Origin of the sequence: Microbacterium sp. B19(2022) (assembly GCF_012030385.1) — a bacterium.
In the GTDB taxonomy this organism is placed as follows: Bacteria; Actinomycetota; Actinomycetes; order Actinomycetales; family Microbacteriaceae; genus Microbacterium; species Microbacterium oxydans_B.
Window position 1 is genome coordinate 95,198 of record NZ_JAAUVO010000011.1, and the last position, 21,871, is coordinate 117,068.

General features: G+C 70.0%; 17 protein-coding genes. 4 read left to right on the plus strand and 13 right to left on the minus strand.

The window, feature by feature from the left end; genetic code table 11:
* Positions 1-4: 4 nt before the first annotated feature.
* From HCX50_RS11875 to rsmI, 5 genes are all read right to left on the minus strand, one after another.
* Complete coding sequence (locus HCX50_RS11875; RefSeq protein WP_167634521.1) at positions 5-919, minus strand: ABC transporter permease; 915 nt, start codon at positions 917-919, stop codon at positions 5-7.
* Entirely contained in the window at positions 916-1,896 is a 981-nt protein-coding gene (locus tag HCX50_RS11880; RefSeq protein WP_091031072.1) for an ABC transporter permease, read from the minus strand. Before HCX50_RS11880 ends, HCX50_RS11875 begins: the two co-directional genes overlap by 4 nt.
* On the minus strand, positions 1,893-3,584 hold the full coding sequence (locus tag HCX50_RS11885; protein WP_237682466.1) for an ABC transporter substrate-binding protein: 1,692 nt from the start codon (positions 3,582-3,584) through the stop codon (positions 1,893-1,895). Before HCX50_RS11885 ends, HCX50_RS11880 begins: the two co-directional genes overlap by 4 nt.
* Before the next feature lie 107 nt (positions 3,585-3,691).
* Positions 3,692-4,798, minus strand: a complete 1,107-nt coding sequence (locus HCX50_RS11890) for a LacI family DNA-binding transcriptional regulator (protein WP_091031078.1) — start codon at positions 4,796-4,798, stop codon at positions 3,692-3,694.
* Positions 4,795-5,622 carry a 16S rRNA (cytidine(1402)-2'-O)-methyltransferase gene (gene rsmI, locus HCX50_RS11895; RefSeq protein WP_167634522.1) on the minus strand — a complete coding sequence of 276 codons (828 nt, stop codon included), beginning with the start codon at positions 5,620-5,622 and terminating at the stop codon, positions 4,795-4,797. Before rsmI ends, HCX50_RS11890 begins: the two co-directional genes overlap by 4 nt.
* Before the next feature lie 35 nt (positions 5,623-5,657).
* Between rsmI and HCX50_RS11900 the strand changes: the two genes are divergently transcribed.
* A complete protein-coding gene (locus tag HCX50_RS11900) occupies positions 5,658-7,211 on the plus strand; it encodes a phospholipid carrier-dependent glycosyltransferase (protein ID WP_167634523.1) in 1,554 nt (517 codons plus the stop codon).
* A 12-nt stretch (positions 7,212-7,223) separates the two neighbouring features.
* Here the strand turns inward: HCX50_RS11900 and HCX50_RS11905 are convergent, their stop codons facing one another.
* The 5 genes from HCX50_RS11905 to HCX50_RS11925 all read right to left on the minus strand — a co-directional run bounded on the left by HCX50_RS11905 (position 7,224) and on the right by HCX50_RS11925 (position 13,017).
* Positions 7,224-7,706 (minus strand): Lrp/AsnC family transcriptional regulator, encoded by a 483-nt coding sequence (locus HCX50_RS11905; protein ID WP_167634524.1) that lies wholly within the window; start codon positions 7,704-7,706, stop codon positions 7,224-7,226.
* Positions 7,707-7,709: 3 nt separating this feature from the next.
* Positions 7,710-9,113: an amino acid permease gene (locus HCX50_RS11910; RefSeq protein ID WP_167634525.1), complete on the minus strand. Its 1,404-nt coding sequence runs from the start codon at positions 9,111-9,113 to the stop codon at positions 7,710-7,712.
* Positions 9,110-10,177, minus strand: a complete 1,068-nt coding sequence (gene hisC / locus HCX50_RS11915; RefSeq protein ID WP_167634526.1) for a histidinol-phosphate transaminase — start codon at positions 10,175-10,177, stop codon at positions 9,110-9,112. The genes HCX50_RS11910 and hisC overlap by 4 nt, the downstream gene beginning before the upstream one ends.
* A 163-nt stretch (positions 10,178-10,340) precedes the next feature.
* The gene (locus tag HCX50_RS11920) at positions 10,341-12,143 is read right to left on the minus strand and encodes a thioredoxin domain-containing protein (RefSeq protein ID WP_167634527.1); all 1,803 of its coding nucleotides are present in this window, start codon (positions 12,141-12,143) and stop codon (positions 10,341-10,343) included.
* Positions 12,144-12,147: 4 nt separating this feature from the next.
* Positions 12,148-13,017, minus strand: coding sequence for a helix-turn-helix transcriptional regulator (locus tag HCX50_RS11925; RefSeq protein ID WP_091031099.1), 870 nt, complete (start codon positions 13,015-13,017; stop codon positions 12,148-12,150).
* A 125-nt stretch (positions 13,018-13,142) separates the two neighbouring features.
* On the opposite strand from HCX50_RS11925, the gene HCX50_RS11930 reads away from it, so the two are divergent.
* A complete protein-coding gene (locus tag HCX50_RS11930) occupies positions 13,143-14,123 on the plus strand; it encodes an aldo/keto reductase (protein WP_091031101.1) in 981 nt (326 codons plus the stop codon).
* Positions 14,124-14,150: 27 nt separating this feature from the next.
* On the opposite strand, the gene msuE is transcribed toward HCX50_RS11930, so the two are convergent.
* The 3 genes from msuE to HCX50_RS11945 all read right to left on the minus strand — a co-directional run bounded on the left by msuE (position 14,151) and on the right by HCX50_RS11945 (position 16,902).
* Positions 14,151-14,720 (minus strand): FMN reductase, encoded by a 570-nt coding sequence (msuE, locus tag HCX50_RS11935; protein ID WP_029262645.1) that lies wholly within the window; start codon positions 14,718-14,720, stop codon positions 14,151-14,153.
* An 89-nt stretch (positions 14,721-14,809) separates the two neighbouring features.
* Entirely contained in the window at positions 14,810-15,646 is an 837-nt protein-coding gene (locus HCX50_RS11940) for an aldo/keto reductase (protein ID WP_167634528.1), read from the minus strand.
* The gene (locus HCX50_RS11945; protein WP_337749586.1) at positions 15,643-16,902 is read right to left on the minus strand and encodes a heparan-alpha-glucosaminide N-acetyltransferase domain-containing protein; all 1,260 of its coding nucleotides are present in this window, start codon (positions 16,900-16,902) and stop codon (positions 15,643-15,645) included. The genes HCX50_RS11940 and HCX50_RS11945 overlap by 4 nt, the downstream gene beginning before the upstream one ends.
* A 43-nt stretch (positions 16,903-16,945) precedes the next feature.
* Between HCX50_RS11945 and hrpA the strand changes: the two genes are divergently transcribed.
* Positions 16,946-20,881 (plus strand): ATP-dependent RNA helicase HrpA, encoded by a 3,936-nt coding sequence (hrpA, locus tag HCX50_RS11950; protein ID WP_167634530.1) that lies wholly within the window; start codon positions 16,946-16,948, stop codon positions 20,879-20,881.
* Positions 20,882-20,920: 39 nt separating this feature from the next.
* Positions 20,921-21,865, plus strand: a complete 945-nt coding sequence (locus HCX50_RS11955; RefSeq protein ID WP_167634531.1) for a quinone oxidoreductase family protein — start codon at positions 20,921-20,923, stop codon at positions 21,863-21,865.
* Positions 21,866-21,871: the final 6 nt, after the last annotated feature.

Sequence of the window (21,871 nt, forward strand, 5' to 3'; positions counted from 1 at the left end):
GCGGTCATCGGCCCTTCCCCTCTCGCAGGCGCGGATTGGAGATGCCGTCCACGCCGAAGTTGATCAGTGTCAGGCTCAGAGCCAGCAGTGCGATGCACAGACCGGGGGCGAACAGCAGCAGCCACTGCCCGGTGAGCAGGGAGTTGGAGTTCTGCGCCCAGTAGAGCATGGTGCCCCAGCTGACGATGCTGGAGTCGCCGAGGCCGAGGAACTCGAGTCCCGCCTCGGCGAGGATCGCCGCCGTCGCCGCCCCGAAGAGCGTGCCGGCGATGATCGACGTCATGTTCGGCAGGATCTCGCGGAACACGATGCGCGTCCTGCTGTCGCCCGAGAACTGCGCCGAGGTGACGAAGTCGTTGCCGCGCAGCGACTGCGTCTGGCTGCGGAGCACACGAGCACCCCACGCCCAGCCGGTCACCACGATCACGGCGATGATCATCAGGATGCCGCCGTTCTGCAGGTAGGCGGCGATCACGATCATGAGCGGGAGCCCGGGGATCACCAGGAAGAGGTTGACGATGAAGCCGACGACCTCGCCCAGGAATCCGCGCATGTACCCCCAGCTGAGGCCGATGAGCACAGCGACGATCGTCGAGAGGATGCCGGCAGCGAAGCCGACGAGCAGGCTGATCTGCGCGCCGTAGATGAGCTGGCTGAGCACGTCCTCCCCCGCGGCGGTCGTGCCGAGCCAGTGCGCCCAGGACGCGTCGGCGTTGCGCTCGAACCCGTTCTCCTTCGCACCGTACGGGGCGAGGACCGGGGCGAACACCGCGACGAGCACGAAGAAGGCGAGGATGCAGAGGCCGAGTCGGGCCTTGCCGTTGCTCCAGAGGGTGGCGACCATGCGCCCGAAGGCGCGCCACGGGCTGGGCGCGGCGATGCGCTCGGCGGGGATCTTGACGTTCATGGTGGAAGTCATCGGCGTGTCCTCGGGTCGAGAACCCCGTAGAGGATGTCCACGAGGAAGTTGGCGATGAGCACGCTCACGGTGATCATCAGGAAGAGCGCCTGCATGAGCGGGTAGTCCTGCCCGATCACGGCGTTGAACAGCAGGTACCCGATGCCGGGATAGCCGAAGACCTGCTCGACGAGGATCGATCCGCCCACGACCCCGCCGAGCGTGAGCCCGAAGCCGGTGAGGTTCGGCAGGATCGCGTTGCGCGCGGCGTAGCGGAGGGCGATCGTGCGGCCGTGCAGCCCGTTCGCCTCGCCGAAGGTGATGTAGTCCTCACCGAGCGTGTTGATCATGGCGTTGCGCATCCCGATGATCCAGCCGCCGAGCGAGGTGAGCAGGATCGTGAGCGCGGGGAGGAACGCGTGGCTGAGGAGGTCGCCGAAGAACTCCCAGGTGAACCCGGGTGTCGTCGTCGCGGAGTAGGCGCCCGTGGTCGGGAACCAGTGCAGCACGTAACCGAAGAAGAACAGCAGCAGCAGCGCGGTCCAGAAGTAGGGGAACGTGCTGAGGAAGGAGCCCGTCAGCGTCGGCAGCGTGTCGAGCCAGGTGCCTCGGCGCCAGGCGGCTGCGACGCCGATGAGGGTTCCGATCACGAACGCGAGGATCGTGACGATGCCGACGAGGGCGATCGTGTACGGCAATGCCGTCGACACCATGCTCGCCACCGACTGCGGATAGAACGTGTACGAGACGCCGAAGTCGAGCCGGACGACCTGGCCGAGGTAGGCGATGTACTGGTCCCACAACGACCCGGTCGGCACACCCAGTTGGGCTTCGATGGCGGCGCGAGTGGCGTCGGACACCGGCCCGTTCTGGGACAGCTTGGCGATGGCGGCATCCGCCGGGGAGCCCGGCATCATGCGCGGGAGGAAGAAGTTCAGGGTGACCGCGGCCCACAGGGTGAGGACGAACAGGCCGAACTTCTGGAGCACGTACTTCACTTGTCGTCCTCCTTGACTCGCTCGAGCCGCGTGAAGATGCCCAGCGGCGCGGAGTCGTAGTTCTGCGGGATCATGTACGGGTCTTCCTCGCTGGGCCAGCCGGTGAACTTGGCGTCGTTGAACAGACCCCAGATGCCGCCGTAGTACAGGCCGATCACGGGCAGTTCGTCGTAGACGATGCCCTGCAGCTCCTTCACGATCTCCGCGTGGCGGGTCGTGTCGACGGTCTCGCGGTACTCGGCCAGCAGCGCATCGACCTCGTCCGAGCGGTACCGCTCGAAGTTGTTGGCCGTGGTCTCGCCCGATGGCACGTAGAACTCGCTGGAGAGCAGGTTGTTGTAGGCCTGGTAGACGTCACCGTTGCCCATGCCGCCGATCGCCATCTCGAAGTCGCCGTTGCTGATCGCGCTCTGGTACCCCGCGGGCTGCGGGAGCTTGAGCGTGACCTTCACGCCGACCTCGGCCAGCTGGCTGCGCACGGTCTGCGCCGCCCTGGTCCAGTCGGTGAAGCCGTTGGCCGTGGTGAGCGCGAATTCGAGCTGCTCGCCGTCGGCGTCCACGAGCCGGTCACCGTCGAGGGTGTAGCCCGCCTTCTCGAAGGCGTCGAGTGCGGCATCCGTGTCCTGCGTGATCATGCCCTGGTCGGGGATGCTCGGGTCGAGGTACTCCTCCTGGTTCGGGAGGATGAGTCCGGTCTGACCGGCCGGCTTCATGTACCCCTCGGAGGCGGTCTCGGCGATCTCGTCGCGATCGAGGGCGAGCGCGATGCCCCGCCGCACGTTCACGTCGTCGAAGGGGGCGACCTCGAGGTTCGGCATCAGGGCGATCACGCCGCCCGGCGGGAACCACCAGTTGTTGTCCGGGCTCGCCGCACCCCAGGTGCCCTCGACGTCCGAGATGAACGCGTAGGCCCAGTCGTAGCCGCGGCTCACGGTGTCGAGCTGCGAGTTGGTGGCGGGCAGGATGATGTGCTCGATCTCGATCTTGTCGGCCTGCCAGTAGTCGGGGTTGCGGTCCATCGAGTACTGCTGGTCGTTGTAGTTGCCGAGCACGAACGGCCCGGTCCCGACCGGCGTTTCGTTGCGGTAAGTGTCCGCGTTCTTCACATCGGCCCAGAGGTGCTCCGGCACGATCATGGTCAGCCCGAGGATCGACAGTGAAGGCGCGTCCTCGGTCTGGAGGTGCATGATCACGTCGTCGCCCTCGGTCTCGACGCTCTCCAGGTGCTGCCAGGCGCCCTTGATGTCGAGCGCGGGGTTGTCCTTGAGCAGCTGGAACGTGAAGGCCACATCGTCCGGGGTCAGGTCTTCGCCGTCGCTCCACTCCACATCGTCACGGATCGTCATGACGATGGTGCGGGCGTCGGGCTGCGTCCACTCGGTCGCGAGCCAGGGGTTCAGCGTGCCGTCGAGCGGGTTGACCAGGATCAGCGGCTCGTAGATCCATTTCGACGCGGTGCGCGCGTTGGTCAGGTACGGGTTGAAGTTCTTCGTGAAGAACGGGTTGCCTTTGTCGGCGTTGATCAACATCGTGTCGTCGCCGATCGATGGATCGGGTTGCGATGTGATCTGGATGCTGCAGCCGCTCAGTGCGACTGCGGCTGCTGCAAGGCCGACGATCGCGGCTCTGCGCCAGCGTCCCATCATCCGCGCTCTCGGTGTTCTGCCACCGGACATCTGCCACCTCATGTCGTCTCTGTCATGACTGACGGCCCGCGCCGCCTCAGTGATTGTAAGCGCATACATTTTGGGAAAGCAACCCCTTGACACCGGCAGACCGGCGTGGGACGCGCGGGTCAGACGGAGCGCTGCGAGCTCTCGCGCAGGATGATCTGCAGCGGCAGACGGGCCAGTACCGGCTCGGCGTCCACGTTCTCCAGGCGGCGGGCGAGCACCTGCACCGCTGCCCTCCCCAGGTCGATCATGGGCTGGCGGATCGTGGTGAGCGGGGGGCGGGACAGCGCCGCCGCCTCGATGCCGTCGAACCCGGTCACGAGAACGTCGTCCGGCACGCGGATGCCGGCGCCGCGCAGCACATCGAGCGCGCCGAGCGCCATCTGGTCGTTCGCCGCGATCAGCGCCGCCGGAGCGCCGGATGCGACGAGTTCCTCGGCGGCACGACGGCCGGATCCGCGGGTGAAGTCGCCGCGGAGAACGGACACGTCGTCGAGGGAGCGGCCGGCAGCCGTGACCGCCGCCGCGAAACCCTCCCACCGCTGCAGGCCGTCCGGAGAGTCCGCCGGTCCGGCGAGGAAGGCGAGCCGCCCGTCCCCCACCTGGGCCAGGACGTGCCGGGTCAGCTCGGCCATCGCCTCGGCGTTGCTCACGGTGACGTGGTCGTAGTGGTCGCCGCGCGGCGGCCCGGAGAGCACCACGACCGGGATCCGCCGGGCGAGGCGCGCCAGCACGTCGTCGGGCACACTGCTCGCGAGCACCATGAGGCCGTCGACGCGGCCGGCCATGTCGCGCACCGTCGAGCGATCGGGATCGTCGCGTCCGACGCCGACCATGAGCACGAAACCCTGCTTCCACGCCTCCAGCTCCGCACCGCGCAGCACCTCGTCGAGGAAGAGCATCGAGGTGTGGCCGTCATCGGCATCCGCGTCATCGCGGACGATCGCGAACGGCGGCGCATCGGCGTCGGAGAGCACGTCCAGCGGCGGAGCGTCTTCCGCGGCGTCGAACCCGGGAAAGTACAGCCCGAGCACCCCGGTGCGGCGCTCCGCGAGACCTCGGGCACTGCCGCTGGGCACATAGCCCAGCGCGGACACGGCATCGAGCACGCGCTCCCGGGTGACTGGACGCACCGCATCCGGCGAGCGCAGCACGCGCGACACGGTGGCGATGGACACACCCGCCCGATCGGCCACGTCGTACACGGTCGCCGCCTTGCTCACGGTCATGCCCCTCCGGAGCGGGCGGCCAACGCGGCCTGGTAGAGGTCGCGGGAGGACAGGCCGGTGAGCGCCGCCACCTCGGAGGCGGCATCCTTCAGGCGGATGCCGTCGGCGACGAGTTTCTGCACCTGGGCGAGCGCGTCCTCCGGGGAGGCGTCGCGGCGGGAAGCACCCTCGACGACGACGACGATCTCACCCTTGACGCCGTTCTCGGCCCAGGCGACCAGCTCGGATGCCGTGCCGCGACGCACCTCCTCGTACAGCTTCGTGAGCTCGCGGCACACCGCGATCCGCCGCTCGTCGCCGAACGCCGCACCCATGTCGGCGAGCGCACTCGCGAGGCGGGCCGGGGACTCGAAGAACACCATGGTGCGGGGCTCCGCGGCGAGGGCGCGGAGCGTCGAGCGGCGCTCCCCCGGCTTGCGCGGCAGGAAGCCCTCGAACGTGAAACGGTCGGTGGGGAGGCCCGAGATCGCGAGCGCCATCAGCACCGCACTCGGACCGGGGATCGCCGTCACCGTGACGCCCTGCGCCACGGCCTCGGCGACGAGCCCGTAACCCGGGTCGCTCACGGTCGGCATCCCGGCGTCGCTCATCACGACGATGTCGGTCTCCGCGGCGAGGGCGGCCAGTTCTGCCGCCTTCTGCTTCTCGTTGTGGTCGTGCAGCGCGATCAGACGTGGACGGTTTTCGATCTGCAGCGCCTTCAGGAGTCGCACCGTGGTGCGGGTGTCTTCCGCGACGACGACCTCGGCGTCCTCCAGCACCTCCACCAGGCGGCGAGACGCGTCGCCGAGATTTCCGATCGGAGTGGCGGCGAGGATGATCACCCGCCCAGCTTAGGCGCGTTGTCTAGGCTGGACCGGTGACCGCGCCCGTACCCCTGCTCCCTGCTCCCGAGGCACGGCTGACGCGCTACGGACGGCTTCGCGATCGGGTGCTCCTCGCCCCCGACTGGGGGCGGGCGATCCGCTGGCTCGCCCCGCTGGTCATCACCGCCCTGGCCGCGGTCTTGCGGCTGATCGGCGTCGCCCATCCGCACGAGCTGGCATTCGACGAGACCTACTACGTCAAGGATGCCTGGTCGCTGTGGACCCTGGGCTATGAAGGCACCTGGGGCGACGGCGCGAACCAGGCGTTCCCGACCGGCGAGGATCTTCCGCTCTCCGACCAGGGTGCGTTCATCGTGCATCCGCCGCTGGGCAAGTGGCTGATCGCGCTGGGCATGGCGATCGGCGGCCCGGAGAACAGCGGCGGCTGGCGGCTGGCCACGGCCCTCTTCGGCACGGCATCCGTCTTGCTGGTGTACCTGATCGCCCGGCGCCTCAGCGGTTCGGTGGTCGTCGCGAGCGTGGCCGGAACCCTGCTCGCGATCGACGGACTCAGCATCGTGATGAGCAGGATCGCCCTGCTCGACGGCATCCTGACGTTCTTCATCCTGCTGGGCGTGCTGTTCGTGCTGATCGACCGGCAGCGGACGATCCCGGTGCTCGAGAGACGCGACCTCGACGCGCCGGACCCGTTCTGGGGGCCTGTCCTGTGGCGCCGTCCGTGGCTGGTCGCCGCAGGTCTCGCCCTGGGCGCGGCCTGCGCCGTGAAGTGGTCGGGACTCTACGTCCTCGCCGGCTTCGGGCTGTACGTCGTGATCACCGATGCGCTGGCTCGGCGCCGCGCCGGCGTGGTGTTGTGGCCGACGGCCGCCGCGTTCCGCCAGGGCCCGGTCTCCTTCGTGCTGCTCGTCTTCCCGGCTCTCGCGGTCTACCTCATCAGCTGGACGGGTTGGCTCGTGACCGGCGGCGGCTATGACCGCAAGAGCGACACCAACCCCCTGCTCGCGCTGTGGAAGTACCACGAGTCGATGCTCGGATTCCACGTCGGCCTGAGCCGCGGGCATCCCTACGCGAGCCCCGCCTGGGAGTGGCCTCTGCTGCTGCGCCCGACCGCCGTCTGGGTCGACCCCTCCCCCTCGGGCTGCGGCACGGACCACTGCATCGGCGTGATCTCGGCCATCCCCAACCCGCTCATCTGGTACGGCGGGGTCGCTGCGGCCGTCTATCTGATCTACCGCCTGGTGCGGAGCTGGATCACGCGGCAGCCGGTCGGGCCGGAGCTGACCGTTCCGCTCGTGGGCCTGGCGGTCACCTACCTGCCGTGGCTGATGTTCCCCGAGCGCACGATCTTCCAGTTCTACACGGTGGTGATGATGCCGTTCCTCGTGCTCGCCCTGGCGATGACGCTGCGGATCATCGCCGGAAAGCGGGAGGATCCGCTGTACCGGCGGCAGTCCGGCGAGCGCACGGTGATCATCTTCCTCACGTTCGTCGTGCTGGTCTCGGCGTTCTTCCTGCCGCTGTGGACCGGGATGAGCGTGCCGTACGAGTTCTGGCTACTGCACAACTGGCTGCCCGGCTGGGTGTGAGGGTGTGAGGCGCTAGGCGGGATCGTCCGTCGCGACGTGGTCCACCAGCGGGAGCACCCGCCCCGACAGGTGGGTGCGCATCGCGATCGACGACGCCGTCCGCGCGACGCCGGGCACGAGCGCGACCCGGTCGAGCACCTCCTGCAGCCGCGTCGCATCCCGCGCCACCAGCCGCAGCTGCATGTCACTGGCGCCCGTGACGGTGTGCATGTCGACGATCTCGGGCACCGCGTTCGCGAGGGCAGTTGCCACCTCGTCGTGCCCGACCTTCTGATCGATTTCGACCAGGCAGAAGGCGACCACGCCGTAGCCGAAGCCGGCCGGGTCCACGCGCGGCACGATCGCCTCGATCACCCCGCCCTCGTGCAGGCGCGCGAGACGGCTCGTCGCGGTGCCGCGGGCGATCCCGAGCCGCCGCGCGACCTCCAGGATCGGCAGCTGGGGCGGCTCGGTGAGCAGCCGGATGAGCTGGGCGTCGAGGCGATCGATGCGCATCGGCTACTCCCTCGGCACGCCGGCCCGCGCGTATCCCCTGGTCGCACGGGCGACGAGCAGGAGCACACCGGTGAGGGCGAGAGTCAAAAGCAGCTGGATGCGCGCGGCCGGGTCGATCATCGCGAGTGCGATCACCGCGGCGAGCAGCACCAGACACAGCCACGACAACCACGGGAAGCCCCACATCCGCATCGGCATCTCCTCGCCCGTGCGATCCGCGCGGGTGCGGAGGATGATCTGCGCGACCGCCGTGGCCGTCCAGATCACGAGCAGCGTCGAGCCGACCACGTTCAGGAGCGCGGGGAGGACGACGTCGGGGAAGGCCCAGTTGAGTCCGACCGTCACGAAGCCGAAGGCGACCGAGGCCAGCACGGCGACGAACGGCACGCCCTTGATGCTCGTGCGGGTGGCGGCCAGCGGAGCGAGTCCCCGCTCCCCCAGCGAGTAGGCCATGCGGGAGGCGCCGTAGATGTTCGCGTTCATGGCCGACAGCAGCGCGATGATGACGATCAGGTCCATCACGAGACCGACGCCGGGCACATTCAGGGTCTCGAGCACCGCCGAGAACGGGCCGTCCTTGACCGCGGGATCGTTCCACGGCAGCACGGCCACGATCACGAAGATCGATCCGACGTAGAACACGAGGATGCGCACGAGCACCTCGCGCACGATGCGGCGGATGTTGTGCGCGGGGTCGTTCGACTCGGCAGCGGCGATCGCGACGACCTCGGTGCCTCCGAACGCGAACACCACGATGAGCAGGGCGCCCGCGATGCCGGCGATGCCGTTCGGGGCGAAGCCGCCGTTGTCGACGAGGTTCGCGATGCCGGTCGCCGGCACGCCGGGGATGAGCCCGATGATCGCGCACACGCCCACGATCAGGAAGGCGATGATCGCCGCGACCTTGATCGCCGCGAACCAGAACTCGAAGCGGCCGTAGTTGCGCACACCGAACAGGTTCACGGCGGTGAGCGCCACGACGAAGATCAGCACCCACACCCAGGCGGGGATGCCGGGGGTCCAGTTCGCCACGATCGCCCCGGCACCCGTCGCCTCGGCGGCGATCACGACGACCAGCTGGATCCAGTAGAGCCATCCGACCGCACTGCCGGCGCTGCGGCCCATCGCCTTCTGGGCGTACGAGCTGAAAGCGCCGGAGCTCGGTCGTGCCGCCACCATCTCGGCGAGCATCGCCATCACGAGCACGACGATGCCACCAGCCACGAGATACGAGACCAAGACGGCGGGACCGGCGATGCTGATCGCCTGACCCGAACCGACGAACAGGCCGGCGCCGATCGCGCCGCCGAGCCCCATCATCGAGATCTGGCGGCGGGTCAGCCCCGGATGCAGACCCTTGGTGGTCGTCGTGGTGGGCGGGAGTTCTGTCGCGCGGTCGCCGGTCACGCGCCGACCTCCACACGCGCGGCGGCGAGCGCCTGCTCGACGCGGTCGATGTCGGTCGGAGAGCCGGAGGAGATGCGGATCCCCTCGCCGGCGAAGGCGCGGGCGACCACGCCGCCGGCCTGCAGCAGTTCCTCGAGCTCCGCCGTGCGGTCACCCGACGCCACCCAGACGAAGTTCGCCTGCGAGCGGACGGCGGGCCAGCCGGCCGCGGTGAGCACATCGTGCAGGCGGTCGCGTTGCTCGATCACCTCGCCGATGCGTACCGCGAGCTCGTCTTCGGCATCCAGCGAGGCGAGGGCGGCCGTCTGGGCGAGGTCGGTGACCCCGAACGGCACGGCGACCTTGCGCTGGTTCTCGGCGACGGCGACGGGGGCGATCGCGTAGCCGATGCGCAGCCCGGCGAGCCCGTAGGCCTTGGAGAACGTGTGCAGGACGGCCACGTGCGGATGCCGACGGAACAGCTCGATACCGGCGCCGCGGCTCTCGGTCGTGTCGAAGTGCACGTACGCCTCGTCGATCACCACGAGCACATCCTGCGGCACGGCGGCGACGAAGCGCTCCAGCTCGTCGGCGCCGACCACGGTTCCGGTCGGGTTGTTCGGGTTGCACACGAAGATCAGCCGCGTCTGCGGGGTGATCGCGGCGAGCATCGCGTCGAGGTCGTGCGCGTGATCGGCATCGAGCGGCACGGACACGGGCGTGGCCCCGGCGATGCGGACCAGCGAGGGATACGCCTCGAATGAACGCCAGGCGAAGATCACCTCGTCGCCGTCACCGGCCACCGCGTGGATGAGCTGGGAGGCGATCTCCACCGATCCCGCACCGACGGTGACCTCGGCGGGGTCGACGCCGTAGCGGGCGGCGAGACGCTCACGGAGGGCGGCGGCACTCATGTCCGGGTAGCGGTTGATGCCGTCGATCCGGTCGCGCACGGCCTGGGCGACCGAAGGAAGCGGTGGATGCGGCGACTCGTTCGAGGAGAGCTTGGAGGCACCGGCCGGCGCGGAGCGCCCCTGACGGTACGCGGGAACGGCGTCGAGTCCGGCGCGGGTGGGGAGGGGCATCGTCAGAGCATCCTTGCTGTGATCGCGGGTGGGGTCGCGCAACAGTAGAACGGATGCCCGGCGCTGAGCAATCGGTGCACCGAATGCTGCGCAACCCGCGCAACCGGACGGTGTCTGCGCGCGAATCGCTGTGCAGATTGTGCACCCGCCAGCGTGGCTGACGTCAGCGCGAGATCGAGACCTCCGCCGGGTCGCTCACCGGCAGGCGGCACACGAACGCGCGGCAGTCGTAGGCGCGTTCGGCGGACGCATCCTTGCCCTCGAACAGCTCGAAGCCCGCTTCGGCGAACGCCTGCGCCTGCACGGGGCTCACGACGGCGATGACCTCGGCGTCCGCACCCCGGGCGGCTGCCGCGAGCGCACCGTCGCGGTCGGCGGTGATCACCACGAGCTGCCGGGGAGGGAGGGCGAAGCCCGCGGCCACCCGCAGCACGGTGCCGTGGGCGAACGGCTGCTCCAGCGAACGCGACGCGAGGGCGCTCACGGTCGCGGCGGCGGCCTCGCGGTACGGGTCCCCCGCTCCGAGCCACCAGGCGGTGAGCGCGGCACCGGCGACGGCTGCGGCATCGGAGGGCAGGTCGCCGTCGGTCTGGTCGGGCGAGGTCGCGATGCCCTGCGCCGAGAGCAGCGGATCGTCGCCACCGGTGCCGGCGAGAGCGTCGTCGAGGATGCCTCGTGCCGTGACAGCCCACTCCGCCTCCCCCGTCGCGAGGGCGAGGGCGAACAGGCCGTCGGCGAGGAGTCCGAGATCGGCGGGGGTCGTGACGGCGGCGGATGCGCGGCCGTCGAGCGAGGTGCGGACGAGCGCGCCGGCGGCGTTCCGGTTGACCCGCAGCACGTGGTCGGCGGCAGCAGCGGCGGCATCGATCCAGGCCCGCTCGCCGAATGCCGCACCCGCCCGGGACAGCGCGCCGATCGCCAGGCCGTTCCACCCGGTGATCACCTTGCCGTCGACGGCCGGCGGCTCCAGGTCGGCGCGGTCGGCGACCGGACGAAGGTAGTAGCCGCCCTCGCTGCGGGCGCCGTCGATCGTCGACTCGGAATCCTGCGCGGCGCCGAAGCCGCCGCCGTCGCGACGGAGCACGTCGATCAGGAAGGCGGCGATCCCGCGCACCGTCGACTCGTCCCCCGCCGCCAGCGCGATGTCGAGCAGTTGTGCGTTGTCGGTGAGCATCCGCTCGTAGTGCGGCACCGTCCAGTCGCGCTGCGTGGCGTATCGGAAGAAGCCGCCGTCGGCATCGCGGAGGTCGGAACCCGCCATCGCGGCGAGCGCCCGTGCTGCCGAAGCCGCGGCCTGCGGAGCGCCCTCCCGCACCAGCGGATGCTGCAGGAACCGCAGCGTCGTGGCGACGGGGAACTTCGGGGCGCCGCCGAAACCTCCGTAGACGCGGTCCTCCCGTTGCGCGATCGTCTCGGCCGCCGTCGCGATCGCCACCACGTCGGGCAGGTCCGACGGCGTGGACTCCGCCGCGCGGGCGAGGGCGTCGGTCACGGCATCCGCCGACTCCTCGGCCTGTTCCCGCCGCACGGTCCACGCCTCGCGCACCGCGGCGAGCACGTCGCGGAAGCCGGGCATCTGACCGCGGGCCTCCGGCGGCCAGTAGGTGCCGGCGTAGAACGTGCGTCCTCGGGGCGTGGTGAACACTGTGAGCGGCCAACCGAGGTTCTGCGTGAAGGCGGAGGCTGCGGCCATATAGGCGCCATCGACCTGCGGATGCTCTTCGCGGTCGACCTTCACCGCGACGAAGCCCTCGTTGATGAGGGCGGCAGTATCCGGATCGGCGAAGGACTCCCGCGCCATCACGTGGCACCAGTGGCAGGTCGAGTAGCCGATCGAGATCAGCAGCGGCACGTCGCGGCGCGCGGCCTCCGCGAACGCCTCTTCGCCCCACGGGTACCAGTCGACCGGGTTTTCGGCGTGCTGGCGGAGGTACGGACTGAGCGTGTCGGCGAGCCGGTTCGTCATACGGCTATCCTCTCGCCTCCGCCGCTGTCTCGGCCAGGTTGGCGAGAAGCTGCAACCGCTCTCGACTGGCGGAACCCGGCTCCGCGGAGAACACGATCATCTGCAGCCCGCGGTCGGACGCGAGATCCATCGCCTGGTACGTGAGGTCGAGGTCGCCGACGACCGGGTGATGGATCGTCTTCAGGCCCGCGCGGTGTTCGCGGACGTCGTGAGTTCCCCAGAGCCTCCGGAAGAGATCGCTGCGGGTGGACAGCTCGCCGACGAGGTCGCTGAGCCTCCGGTCGTATGGCGAACGGCCCGCCTCGGTACGCAGCACGGCGACGATCTGCCGCGTCTGGGCGTCCCAGTCCCGGTAGAAGGTCTGCGCGCGGGACTCGAGGAAGATGAAGCGCGCGGCATTCGCGGGTGCAGGAGCATCGTCGAGCATCTCCGAGAAGAGAGCGCGTCCGAGTGCGTTGGTCGCGACGGCATCCAAACGGCCGTTCTGCACATAGACGGGGACCGTGGACATCGCATCGATCGTCTGTCGCGTGGCAGCGGAGACCTGGACTGCCCGCGCCGGACGCTCGCTCTGTCGCGGACGTGCGCCCGCATTCGCGGCGCGGATCAGGTCGTGCAGGTGCGCATGCTCGGCCTCGTCGAGGCGCAGCGCGCGGCTGACGCCGTCGATGACGGCATCCGACACGCCCTTGGCCTGACCCCGTTCGAGGCGCTTGTAGTACTCGGGACTCATCCCGGCCACGAGGGCGACCTCTTCTCGACGCAGCCCCGGCACACGGCGACGTCCGCCGAAATCCGGCAGGCCCACCTCCTCGGGGGTGAGTCTCGCGCGCCTCGTCGTGAGGAAATCGCCGATGGCGTCCGGAGTGTCCATGCGATCGAAACTACGCCGAACCGGACGCGGCAGGGGGTCCCTGCGGGGGCACCCATAGACAGGGCCGCGCTGAATCCGGAGAAAACGGGTTTGCTCGAAGCACGGAACGCAGACGAAGGAATGACATGAAGAACGCACTTCTGGGGACCCTCGAAGTCTCCCGCATCGGCCTCGGCGCGATGACCATGGCCGGCACCTACACGACCGGCGGTGGCCTCGACCATGACGAGTCCGTCCGCACCATCCACCGCGCGCTCGACCTCGGGGTGACACACATCGACACCGCGGAGATCTACGGTCCCTACCTCAGTGAGGAAATCGTCGGCCGTGCGGTCCGCAAGCGCCGCGATCAGGTGAGGATCGCGACGAAGTTCGGGCTCGTCTCGCACGCCGGTGGCGGTCCCGGAGTGATCGACAGCTCGCCGGAGAACGTGAAAGCCGCCGTGGAAGGGTCGCTGCGTCGCCTCGGCACCGACCGGATCGACCTCTATTACCAGCATCGGGTTGATCCGAACACGCCCATCGAGGACACCGCCGGCGCCGTCGCCGATCTCATCGCCGAGGGCAAGGTACTTCATTTCGGCCTCTCCGAGGCCTCGACACAGACGATCCGGCGGGCGCACGCCGTGCAGCCGGTCTCGGCACTGCAGACGGAGTACTCGCTGTGGACTCGCGACGTGGAGGAGGAGATCCTGCCTGTCCTCCGCGAGCTCGGTATCGGCTTCGTGCCGTACTCACCGCTCGGGCATGGTCTGCTGACCGGTGGAATCCGCTCGTCCGCCGATATCCCGGACGATGACTGGCGCAAGACGAACCCGCGGTTCGTGGGCGAGAACTTCGAGCGGAATCTGCGTCTCGTGGACGAGGTCCGCGCGATCGGCGCCGAGATCGGCGCGACCCCGGCGCAGACGGCGCTGGCGTGGATCCTCACCCGGGGAGACGACATCGCGCCGATCCCCGGCACCCGTCGGGTGGCGCGCGTGGAGGAGAACGTCGCCGCCGACACCGTGGAACTCAGCGCGGATCAGGCCGAGCGCCTGTCGGCGCTCGAACCCGCGGCGGGCGCGCGACACGACGAGGCCAACATGGGCACCATCGATCAGTGACCCGCGGCGTTGGAGTGAGCCCGTCGGTCAGCCGACGAGGAGCTCGACGGGACGCGAGGCCGCGTAACCCACGAGCGGCAGGGCGCGCTCGGCAGCCAGAGAGATGCGCGCCTGGAGCACATCCGAGGCGATCTCGTAGCCGTCGAAGTCGGTGTTGCTCGCGTAGACGCCGACCGGGAGGGTGAGCGCCTGGAAGAACGCGAACAGCGGCCGCAGCTGGTGCTCGATGATCAGCGCGTGCTTCTCGCCACCGCCGGTCGCCGCGAGCAGCACGGGCTTTCCCACCAGGTCGTACTGCCCGACGAAGTCGAAGAGGTGCTTGAAGAGACCGGTGAACGAGGCCCGATAGACGGGGCTGCCCACGATCAGCAGGTCGGCCGACTCGATGGCCTGCAGCTGCGCCTCGACCTCCGGCGGCAGCTGGTCCCGCTGGAGCGCGCCCGCGAGGCCCGGGCCGATCTGCGTGAGCTCGATGAGCTGCGACTCGACCTCGGCGCGCTCGGCGACGGCGGCCGTGATCGCGCGGACGAGGGCGGTCGTCTTGCTCGGCTCGTGCAGGGATCCCGACACGGCCACGACGCGGAACGGAGCTGTCATGCCTCGAAGCTACTCACGACGACGCCCCGTGTCGCGCGGAGCGACACGGGGCGTCATGTAGGCCGGGAGGCCCGATCCGATCACCCGGGTCAGTTGACCTCGTCCGGGTGCGAGCCGACGCGGCCCGAGCCATCGAGCGGGTCGAGGGCGTCGATCGCGGCGATCTCGGCATCGGTCAGCTCGAAGCCGAAGACGTCGAGGTTCTCGCGCAGACGCTCGGCGCGCACCGACTTCGGGAACACGATGATCCCCTTCTGCAGGTGCCAGCGCAGCACGGCCTGCGCGGGGGTGACCCCGTGCGCGGCCGCGGCATCCGCCACCGCCGGGGTACCGAACAGGTCGTACTTGCCCTGACCGAGCGGACCCCAGGCCTCGATCTTGATGCCGTGCTCGCCGGCCCAGGCGACCACGTCGCGCTGCTGGTAGGCCGGGTGCAGCTCGATCTGGTTCACGGCCGGCACCACGCCGGTCTCTTTCACCACGCGCTCGAGGTGCGGCACCAGGAAGTTCGAGACGCCGATGCTGCGGGTGAGTCCGGCCTCACGCAGCTCGATGAGCTTCGTGAACGCGTGCAGGTAGTCGCCGATCGCGGGAGCCGGCCAGTGCACCAGGTAAAGGTCGACCTTCTCGATGCCGAGCTTGTCGAGGCTCTCGCCGATGGCCGCACGCGGCTCGTCGCCGTGGTGACGGTCGTTCCAGAGCTTGGTCGTGATGAACAGCTCGTCGCGGGCGATGCCGGAGGCGGCGATCGCGGCGCCGACGCCCTCTTCATTGCCGTAGATGGCGGCGGTGTCGATGTGGCGGTAGCCGATCTCGAGCGCCTCGCTCACCGCGCGCTCGGTCTCTGCCGGCGGCACCTTGAAGACGCCGTAGCCGAGCTGCGGGATGGAGTTGCCGTCGTTCAGTTCGAGTGCAGGAATGCTCATCCCTCCAGCCTATGACCGGCATCCGACGTCGAGGCCGGGGATGGGGAAACAAGTGCCATCGCGGCCGCCCCACGGCCGACCAGCCGTTCCAGCGGTCCTCGACCGAAGAACATCGACCAGAGCGTCGTCACCACCAGCAGCCCGATGGCGGTCGCGGCCCAGAACTCGTTGCTGGAGAAGAAGCCCCCGGGCCCACCGAACAGGACGATCGACAGCACGTGCGCACTGTATGCCGTCAGCGGCATGGAGCCCAGCGCGCCCAGCGGCAGCAGCACCCAGCGCAGCGGTCGGCTGAGCAGCAGGCACAGGGCGATGACGGTCAGCGCGAAGCCGCCGGAGCCGAGTACCTCGGCCGTGCCACCGCTGTGCGGCTCGACCGCGAACACCGCCGCGAGCACGGAGCCCAGCGGATCGGACGCTTCCAGCGCCTGCGGATACCCCTCCCACCCGCTGGGCATCGAGACCGCGCCGCCATCGCTCTCGGGGAACGCCCCGTCGAAGGAGCTTTCGCTGAACGACGAGCCGTCGACGAACGAGGAGCTGCTGTATTCCGCCGGTGTGCTGAGGCCCGCAGCCTGACCGATGCCGCCGAGGCCGTAGCCGACCACCGCGAGCACGATGCCGACCGCGAGCGCGATAACGGCGGTGCGGACTCGCTCGACGTGCATCCGCCCCAGCGCCATGCCGCCGAGCACGAGAGCCAGCCACACCGTGATCGGGTAGGTGCCGTAGAGCACGAAGCCGATCCCGGTGCCGAACGGATGCAGCATCACGGCTCCGAGGAACGCCAGCAGCGCCGGGCCGAGCAGGGCGAGCGCGGCCGCGGCGAGCAGCAGCTGCCACGGGCGCCACCGGAGGAACGGGATCACCGCGACATAGAGGATGCCGTAGAGCGTGAGGATCACGGCGATCGGGGTGTTCAGCATCTCCAGCGCCAGTCCGATCAGGAAGATCACGGCCCCGCGCCCTACGAGGTTCAGGCGGATGCTCGGCAGGCGCTCGCGTTCCGGAAGCGCGCTGCGTCCGGTCATCAGCGCGATGGACACTCCGGCGAGCAGCGCGAAGAGGATCGATGACCGCCCGTGCACGAGGTCGGTCCACGTCGCCGGGTCCATCCACTCGAACGCCTCGGTCTCACCGATGTGCGCGCCGGCCATGCCGAGGATCGCCAGCCCGCGAGCGACGTCGAGACCGAGGATGCGCGGCGGGCGCCCGAACTCGCGGAACCAGCGGACGGGGGCTGCGGCGGTGATCACCAGATGATCGTAGGGGGCGATTCCCGTCATACGATGGAGGGCTATGTCCTCCCCCGTGATCTCCTACCCCCCGGAGCTGCCCGTCAGCGCTGCCCGGGTCGAGATCGGCGACGCCATCCGCGACCACCAGGTCGTGATCGTCGCGGGTGCCACCGGGTCGGGCAAGACCACCCAACTGCCGAAGATCGCGCTCGAGCTCGGGCGGGAGCGCATCGCGCACACCCAACCGCGTCGCCTCGCCGCCCGGACGATCGCCGAGCGGGTCGCGGAAGAGCTCCAGGTCGAGCTCGGCACGCTCGTCGGCTACAAGGTGCGCTTCACCGACAAGGTGTCCGACGCCACGCGCATCGCGCTGATGACCGACGGCATCCTGCTCAACGAGATCCACCGCGACCGGCTGCTCACCCGGTACGACACGATCATCATCGACGAGGCGCACGAACGCTCCCTCAACGTCGACTTCCTGCTCGGCTACCTGGCCCGCATCCTGCCGGAGCGCCCCGACCTCAAGGTGATCATCACCTCGGCGACCATCGACCCGGAGAGCTTCGCGAAGCACTTCGCCGCAGCGGATGGCACACCGGCGCCGATCATCGAAGTATCCGGTCGCACGTATCCGGTCGAGATCCGCTACCGCGGACAGGTCGAAGACGGAGACGACGAGGAGGTTGCACCGGCCGAGCCGGAGGACGAGGTCTCGGCCATCGTCGCCGCCCTGCGCGAGCTCGACCGCGAGGCGCCGGGCGATGTGCTCGTGTTCCTCCCCGGCGAGGCCGAGATCAGGGATGCGGCCGACGCCGTGCGCGGCGCCTACGCGAACGACCGCGCCCCCACCGAGGTGCTGCCGCTGTTCGGCCGGCTCTCCGCCGCCGACCAGCACCGCGTGTTCGAGCGCAGCAGGGTGGCGGGCGTCCGCCGCCGCGTCATCCTCGCCACGAACGTCGCCGAGACGAGCCTCACGGTGCCCGGCATCAAGTACGTGATCGACACCGGCACCGCACGCATCTCGCGCTACAGCAACCGGTCCAAGGTGCAGCGGCTGCCGATCGAGGCCGTCTCGCAGGCCTCGGCGAACCAGCGATCCGGCCGCGCCGGCCGCACCAGCGACGGCATCGCGATCCGCCTCTACTCGGAGGAGGACTACGACCGGCGCCCGGAGTACACCGAGCCCGAGATCCTGCGCACCTCGCTCGCCTCCGTGATCCTGCAGATGCTGTCGCTCGGCTTCGGCGACATCACCGCATTCCCCTTCCTCACCCCGCCCGACTCGCGGGGTGTGAAGGCGGCGTTCGACCTGCTCACCGAGCTCGGCGCGGTCGAACCGTCCCGCCGCGACGGCGCTCCGCACCTCACCCGCATCGGACGCGACATCTCGCGGATGCCGATCGACCCGCGGTTCGCGCGGATGCTGATCGAGGCGGGGCGCGGGGGCTCGGTCGGCACTGTGACCCGTGACGTGCTCGCGATCGTGTCGGGTATGACGATCCAGGATGTGCGGGAGCGTCCGGAGGAGCGCCGCGAGGAGGCCGACCGCCTGCATGCCCGCTTCGTCGACCCGACGAGCGACTTCCTGACCCTGCTGAACCTGTGGAACCACCTGCGCGAGCAGCAGCGCGAACTCGGCTCGAGCGCGTTCCGTCGCCTGTGCCGCTCGGAGCACCTCAACTACGTGCGGGTGCGCGAGTGGTTCGACGTGCACCGTCAGCTGCGCACGCTCGTGAAGACGCCCGACCGCACCGGCGACGACACCGGCACGAGCGACCCGGACGCCATCCACCGCGCCCTGCTGTCGGGACTCCTGTCGCAGATCGGCCTCCTCGACGAGCGCACCGCCCCTGCGGGCAAGGCGCACTCCCCCGCGAAGGAGCCGAAGGGCCGTCGCATCGCCGAATACCGCGGCGCCCGTGGCATCCGCTTCTCGATCTTCCCCGGCTCGGGACTGCGCAAGAAGAGTCCTCGCGCGGTGATCGCGGCCGAGATCGTGGAGACCTCCCGCACGTTCGCGCGCACGGTCGCCGCCATCGACCCGGCGTGGGCCGAGCCCCTCGCCGGCGACCTCGCCAAGCGTCAGGTGACCGAGCCGCACTGGTCGAAGGATGCCGGCGCCGCCGTCGCGTTCGAGAAGGTGACGCTGTTCGGCCTCGAGATCATCCCGCGTCGCCGTGTGCAGTTCGCCCGCATCGACCGGGCGGCCTCGCGCGAGCTCTTCGTTCGCCATGCGCTCGTCGAGGGCGAGTGGGACCCGACGCGGATCGACAAGCGGGTGAGCGCGTTCTGGCGCAGCAACGCCGAGCTGCGCAAGCGCCTCGAGAAGCTGGAGGAGCGCGAGCGCCGCCGCGACATCCTCGCCGGCGACGAGGCCGTGTTCCGGTTCTACGACGAGCGCATTCCCGCCGATGTGTTCGACGTGCGGTCGTTCGAGAGCTGGTGGCGCGAGGCGATGGCCGCGACGCCGAAGCTGCTCGTGATGCGCGAGAGCGACCTGATCGACGACGAGGAGCGTGCCGACCAGCGCGAGTTCCCGACGCGGTGGACGCAGGGCGACCAGGTGCTCGGCCTCGCGTACCGGTTCGAGCCGGGTGCCGACGACGACGGTGTGAGCGTGGTCGTGCCGCTGCCGCTGCTCGCGCAGCTCCAGGACCGCGGCTTCGACTGGCAGGTTCCGGGCCTGCGTGCCGAGCTCGTCACCGGGCTGCTGCGCGCCCTGCCCAAGGCCATCCGCCGCCATGTCGTGCCCGCCGCGGACTGGGCCGAGAAATTCGGCGCCGAGCTGGCCGAGCAGGGGCCGGAGTCGCACGGCGGCCTGCCGCCGCGCACACTCAAGGAGGCACTGGCCCGGCTCATCCAGCCGCTCGCCAACCAGCTCGTGTCCGCCGCCGACTTCGACGACGAGCGCGTGCCGCCACACCTGCGCATGAACTTCCGTGCGGTCGACAAGCGCGGCCGGGTGGTCGGCTCGGGTCGCGACCTGCGGGCGCTGCAGGCGCAGCTCTCCGACCGGGCGCGCAGCAGCGTGGCGCGATCGATCGCCGCGCCGCCGAAGTCCGGCGCCAAGGGTGCCCGCAACGGCGCTGAGCGCGGTGGTGCGGAGCGCGTCGCTGCCGCACCGATCGAGCAGACCGGTCTCACGGCGTGGACCTTCGGAGACCTGCCCGAGGTGCTCGACACGCGTGTCGCCGGCGGCGTCGTGCGCGGCTACCCGGCGATCGTCGACCAGGGCAAGACCGTGTCGGTGCGCGTCGAATCGACCCCGGATGCCGCGGCCGCCGCCACCCGCGACGGCGTGCTGCGGCTCGTGCTGCTGGGCGTCCCCTCGCCCTCGTCGTACGTGCAGGAGCACCTGACGAGCCAGGAGAAGCTCGCCCTCGCCGCCTCGCCGTACCAGTCCGCCGCCGCCCTCATCGAGGACTGCCGCGCGGCCGTCGCGCGGCAGGTCATCGAGCAGACGGCACCGGGCGGTATCGTGCGCAGCGAAGCCGACTTCGTCCGGGTCCGCGACGCCGTCTCGGGCGTGCTGGTCGATCAGCTCTTCGCGTGCGTCTCACTGGTGGCCCGCATCCTGACGAAGTCCCGCGATGTCGAACGCGGCATCAAGTCGCAGAACTCGCTCGCCCTGCTCGGCCCGCTGAACGACATCCGCACACAGCTCAGCGGCCTGCTGCATCCGGGCTTCGTCTCCGCGGCCGGAGTCGACCGTCTCGCACACTTCCCGCGCTACCTCGAAGGCATGCTCGACCGGCTGAAGACGCTCGGGAGCGAACCGGGCAAGGACCGCGCACGCATGACCGAGTACGAGCGGATGGCGAAGGCGTTCGAGGATGCGGGCGGCACGATCCCCCTTCCGTCCGACGCTCCCCCTGCGCTCGTCGAAGTGCGCTGGCTGCTGGAGGAGTACCGCGTCAGTGTGTTCGCGCAGCGCCTCGGTACCGCGCAGCCGGTGTCGCCGCAGCGCATCATGAAGGTGCTGTCCGGGCGCTGATCCGCGACGGCGGGCGTGTGGCGCGGGTAGCCTGAACCCATGGCACGCGCGATCGTCTACACCGAGTTCGGCTCCCCCGACGTCCTGCACCTGATGGAGATCCCCGATCCCGTCGCGGCTCGCGGCGAGGTCGTGGTGCGCATCGAGGCAGCGGGGGCGAATCCCATCGACGCCAAGCTGCGCAGCGCCAAGCGGCCGTCTCCTCCGATCACCGAGCCGCGTCCGGTCGGCTTCGACGGGGCCGGCGTGGTCGAGCTGCTGGGCGAGGGGGTCGACGACTTCGCGGTCGGCGACCGCGTGGCGATCCGCGACGCGCACGGCACCTACTCCTCGGCGATTGCGATCTCCACCGAGAAGCTCGCGAAGCTCCCCGACTCCGTCACGACCGCCGAGGGGGCGGCGATCGGGATCCCCGCGGGCACCGCGTACCAGTCGCTGCGTTCACTCGGGGTCACCGAGGGCGATGTGCTGCTCGTGCACGGCGGCTCCGGTTCGGTCGGGCAGGCCGCCGTGCAGTTCGCCGTGGCCTGGGGCGCGACCGTGATCGCGACCGCGAGCCCCGCCCGCCACGACCAGCTGCGCGAACTCGGCGCGATCCCCGTGGCCTACGGCGAGGGCCTGCTCGACCGCGTGCGCGACGCCGCCCCCGAGGCCGTCACCGTGGCCCTGGACTGCGCCGGCACCGACGAGGCGATCGAGACCTCCCTCGCGCTGGTCGCCGACCGCGACCGGATCGCCACCATCGTGCGCGGCCCGGATTCCGCGTCCTTCGGCATCCGTGCGTTCTCCGGCGGCTCCCCGGTCCCTCTGACCGAAGAGGAACTCGCCTGGCGCGCCGAGGCGCTCCCCGAGACGATCGCCCTCCTCGACGCCGGTGACTTCGTGATCGAGCTCGGCCCCCAGCTGCCGCTGACCGAGGCGGCGCAGGCCCATGAGCTCATGGAATCCGGCGCCGCCTCGGGCAAGATCATCCTCGTCCCCTGACGGCGA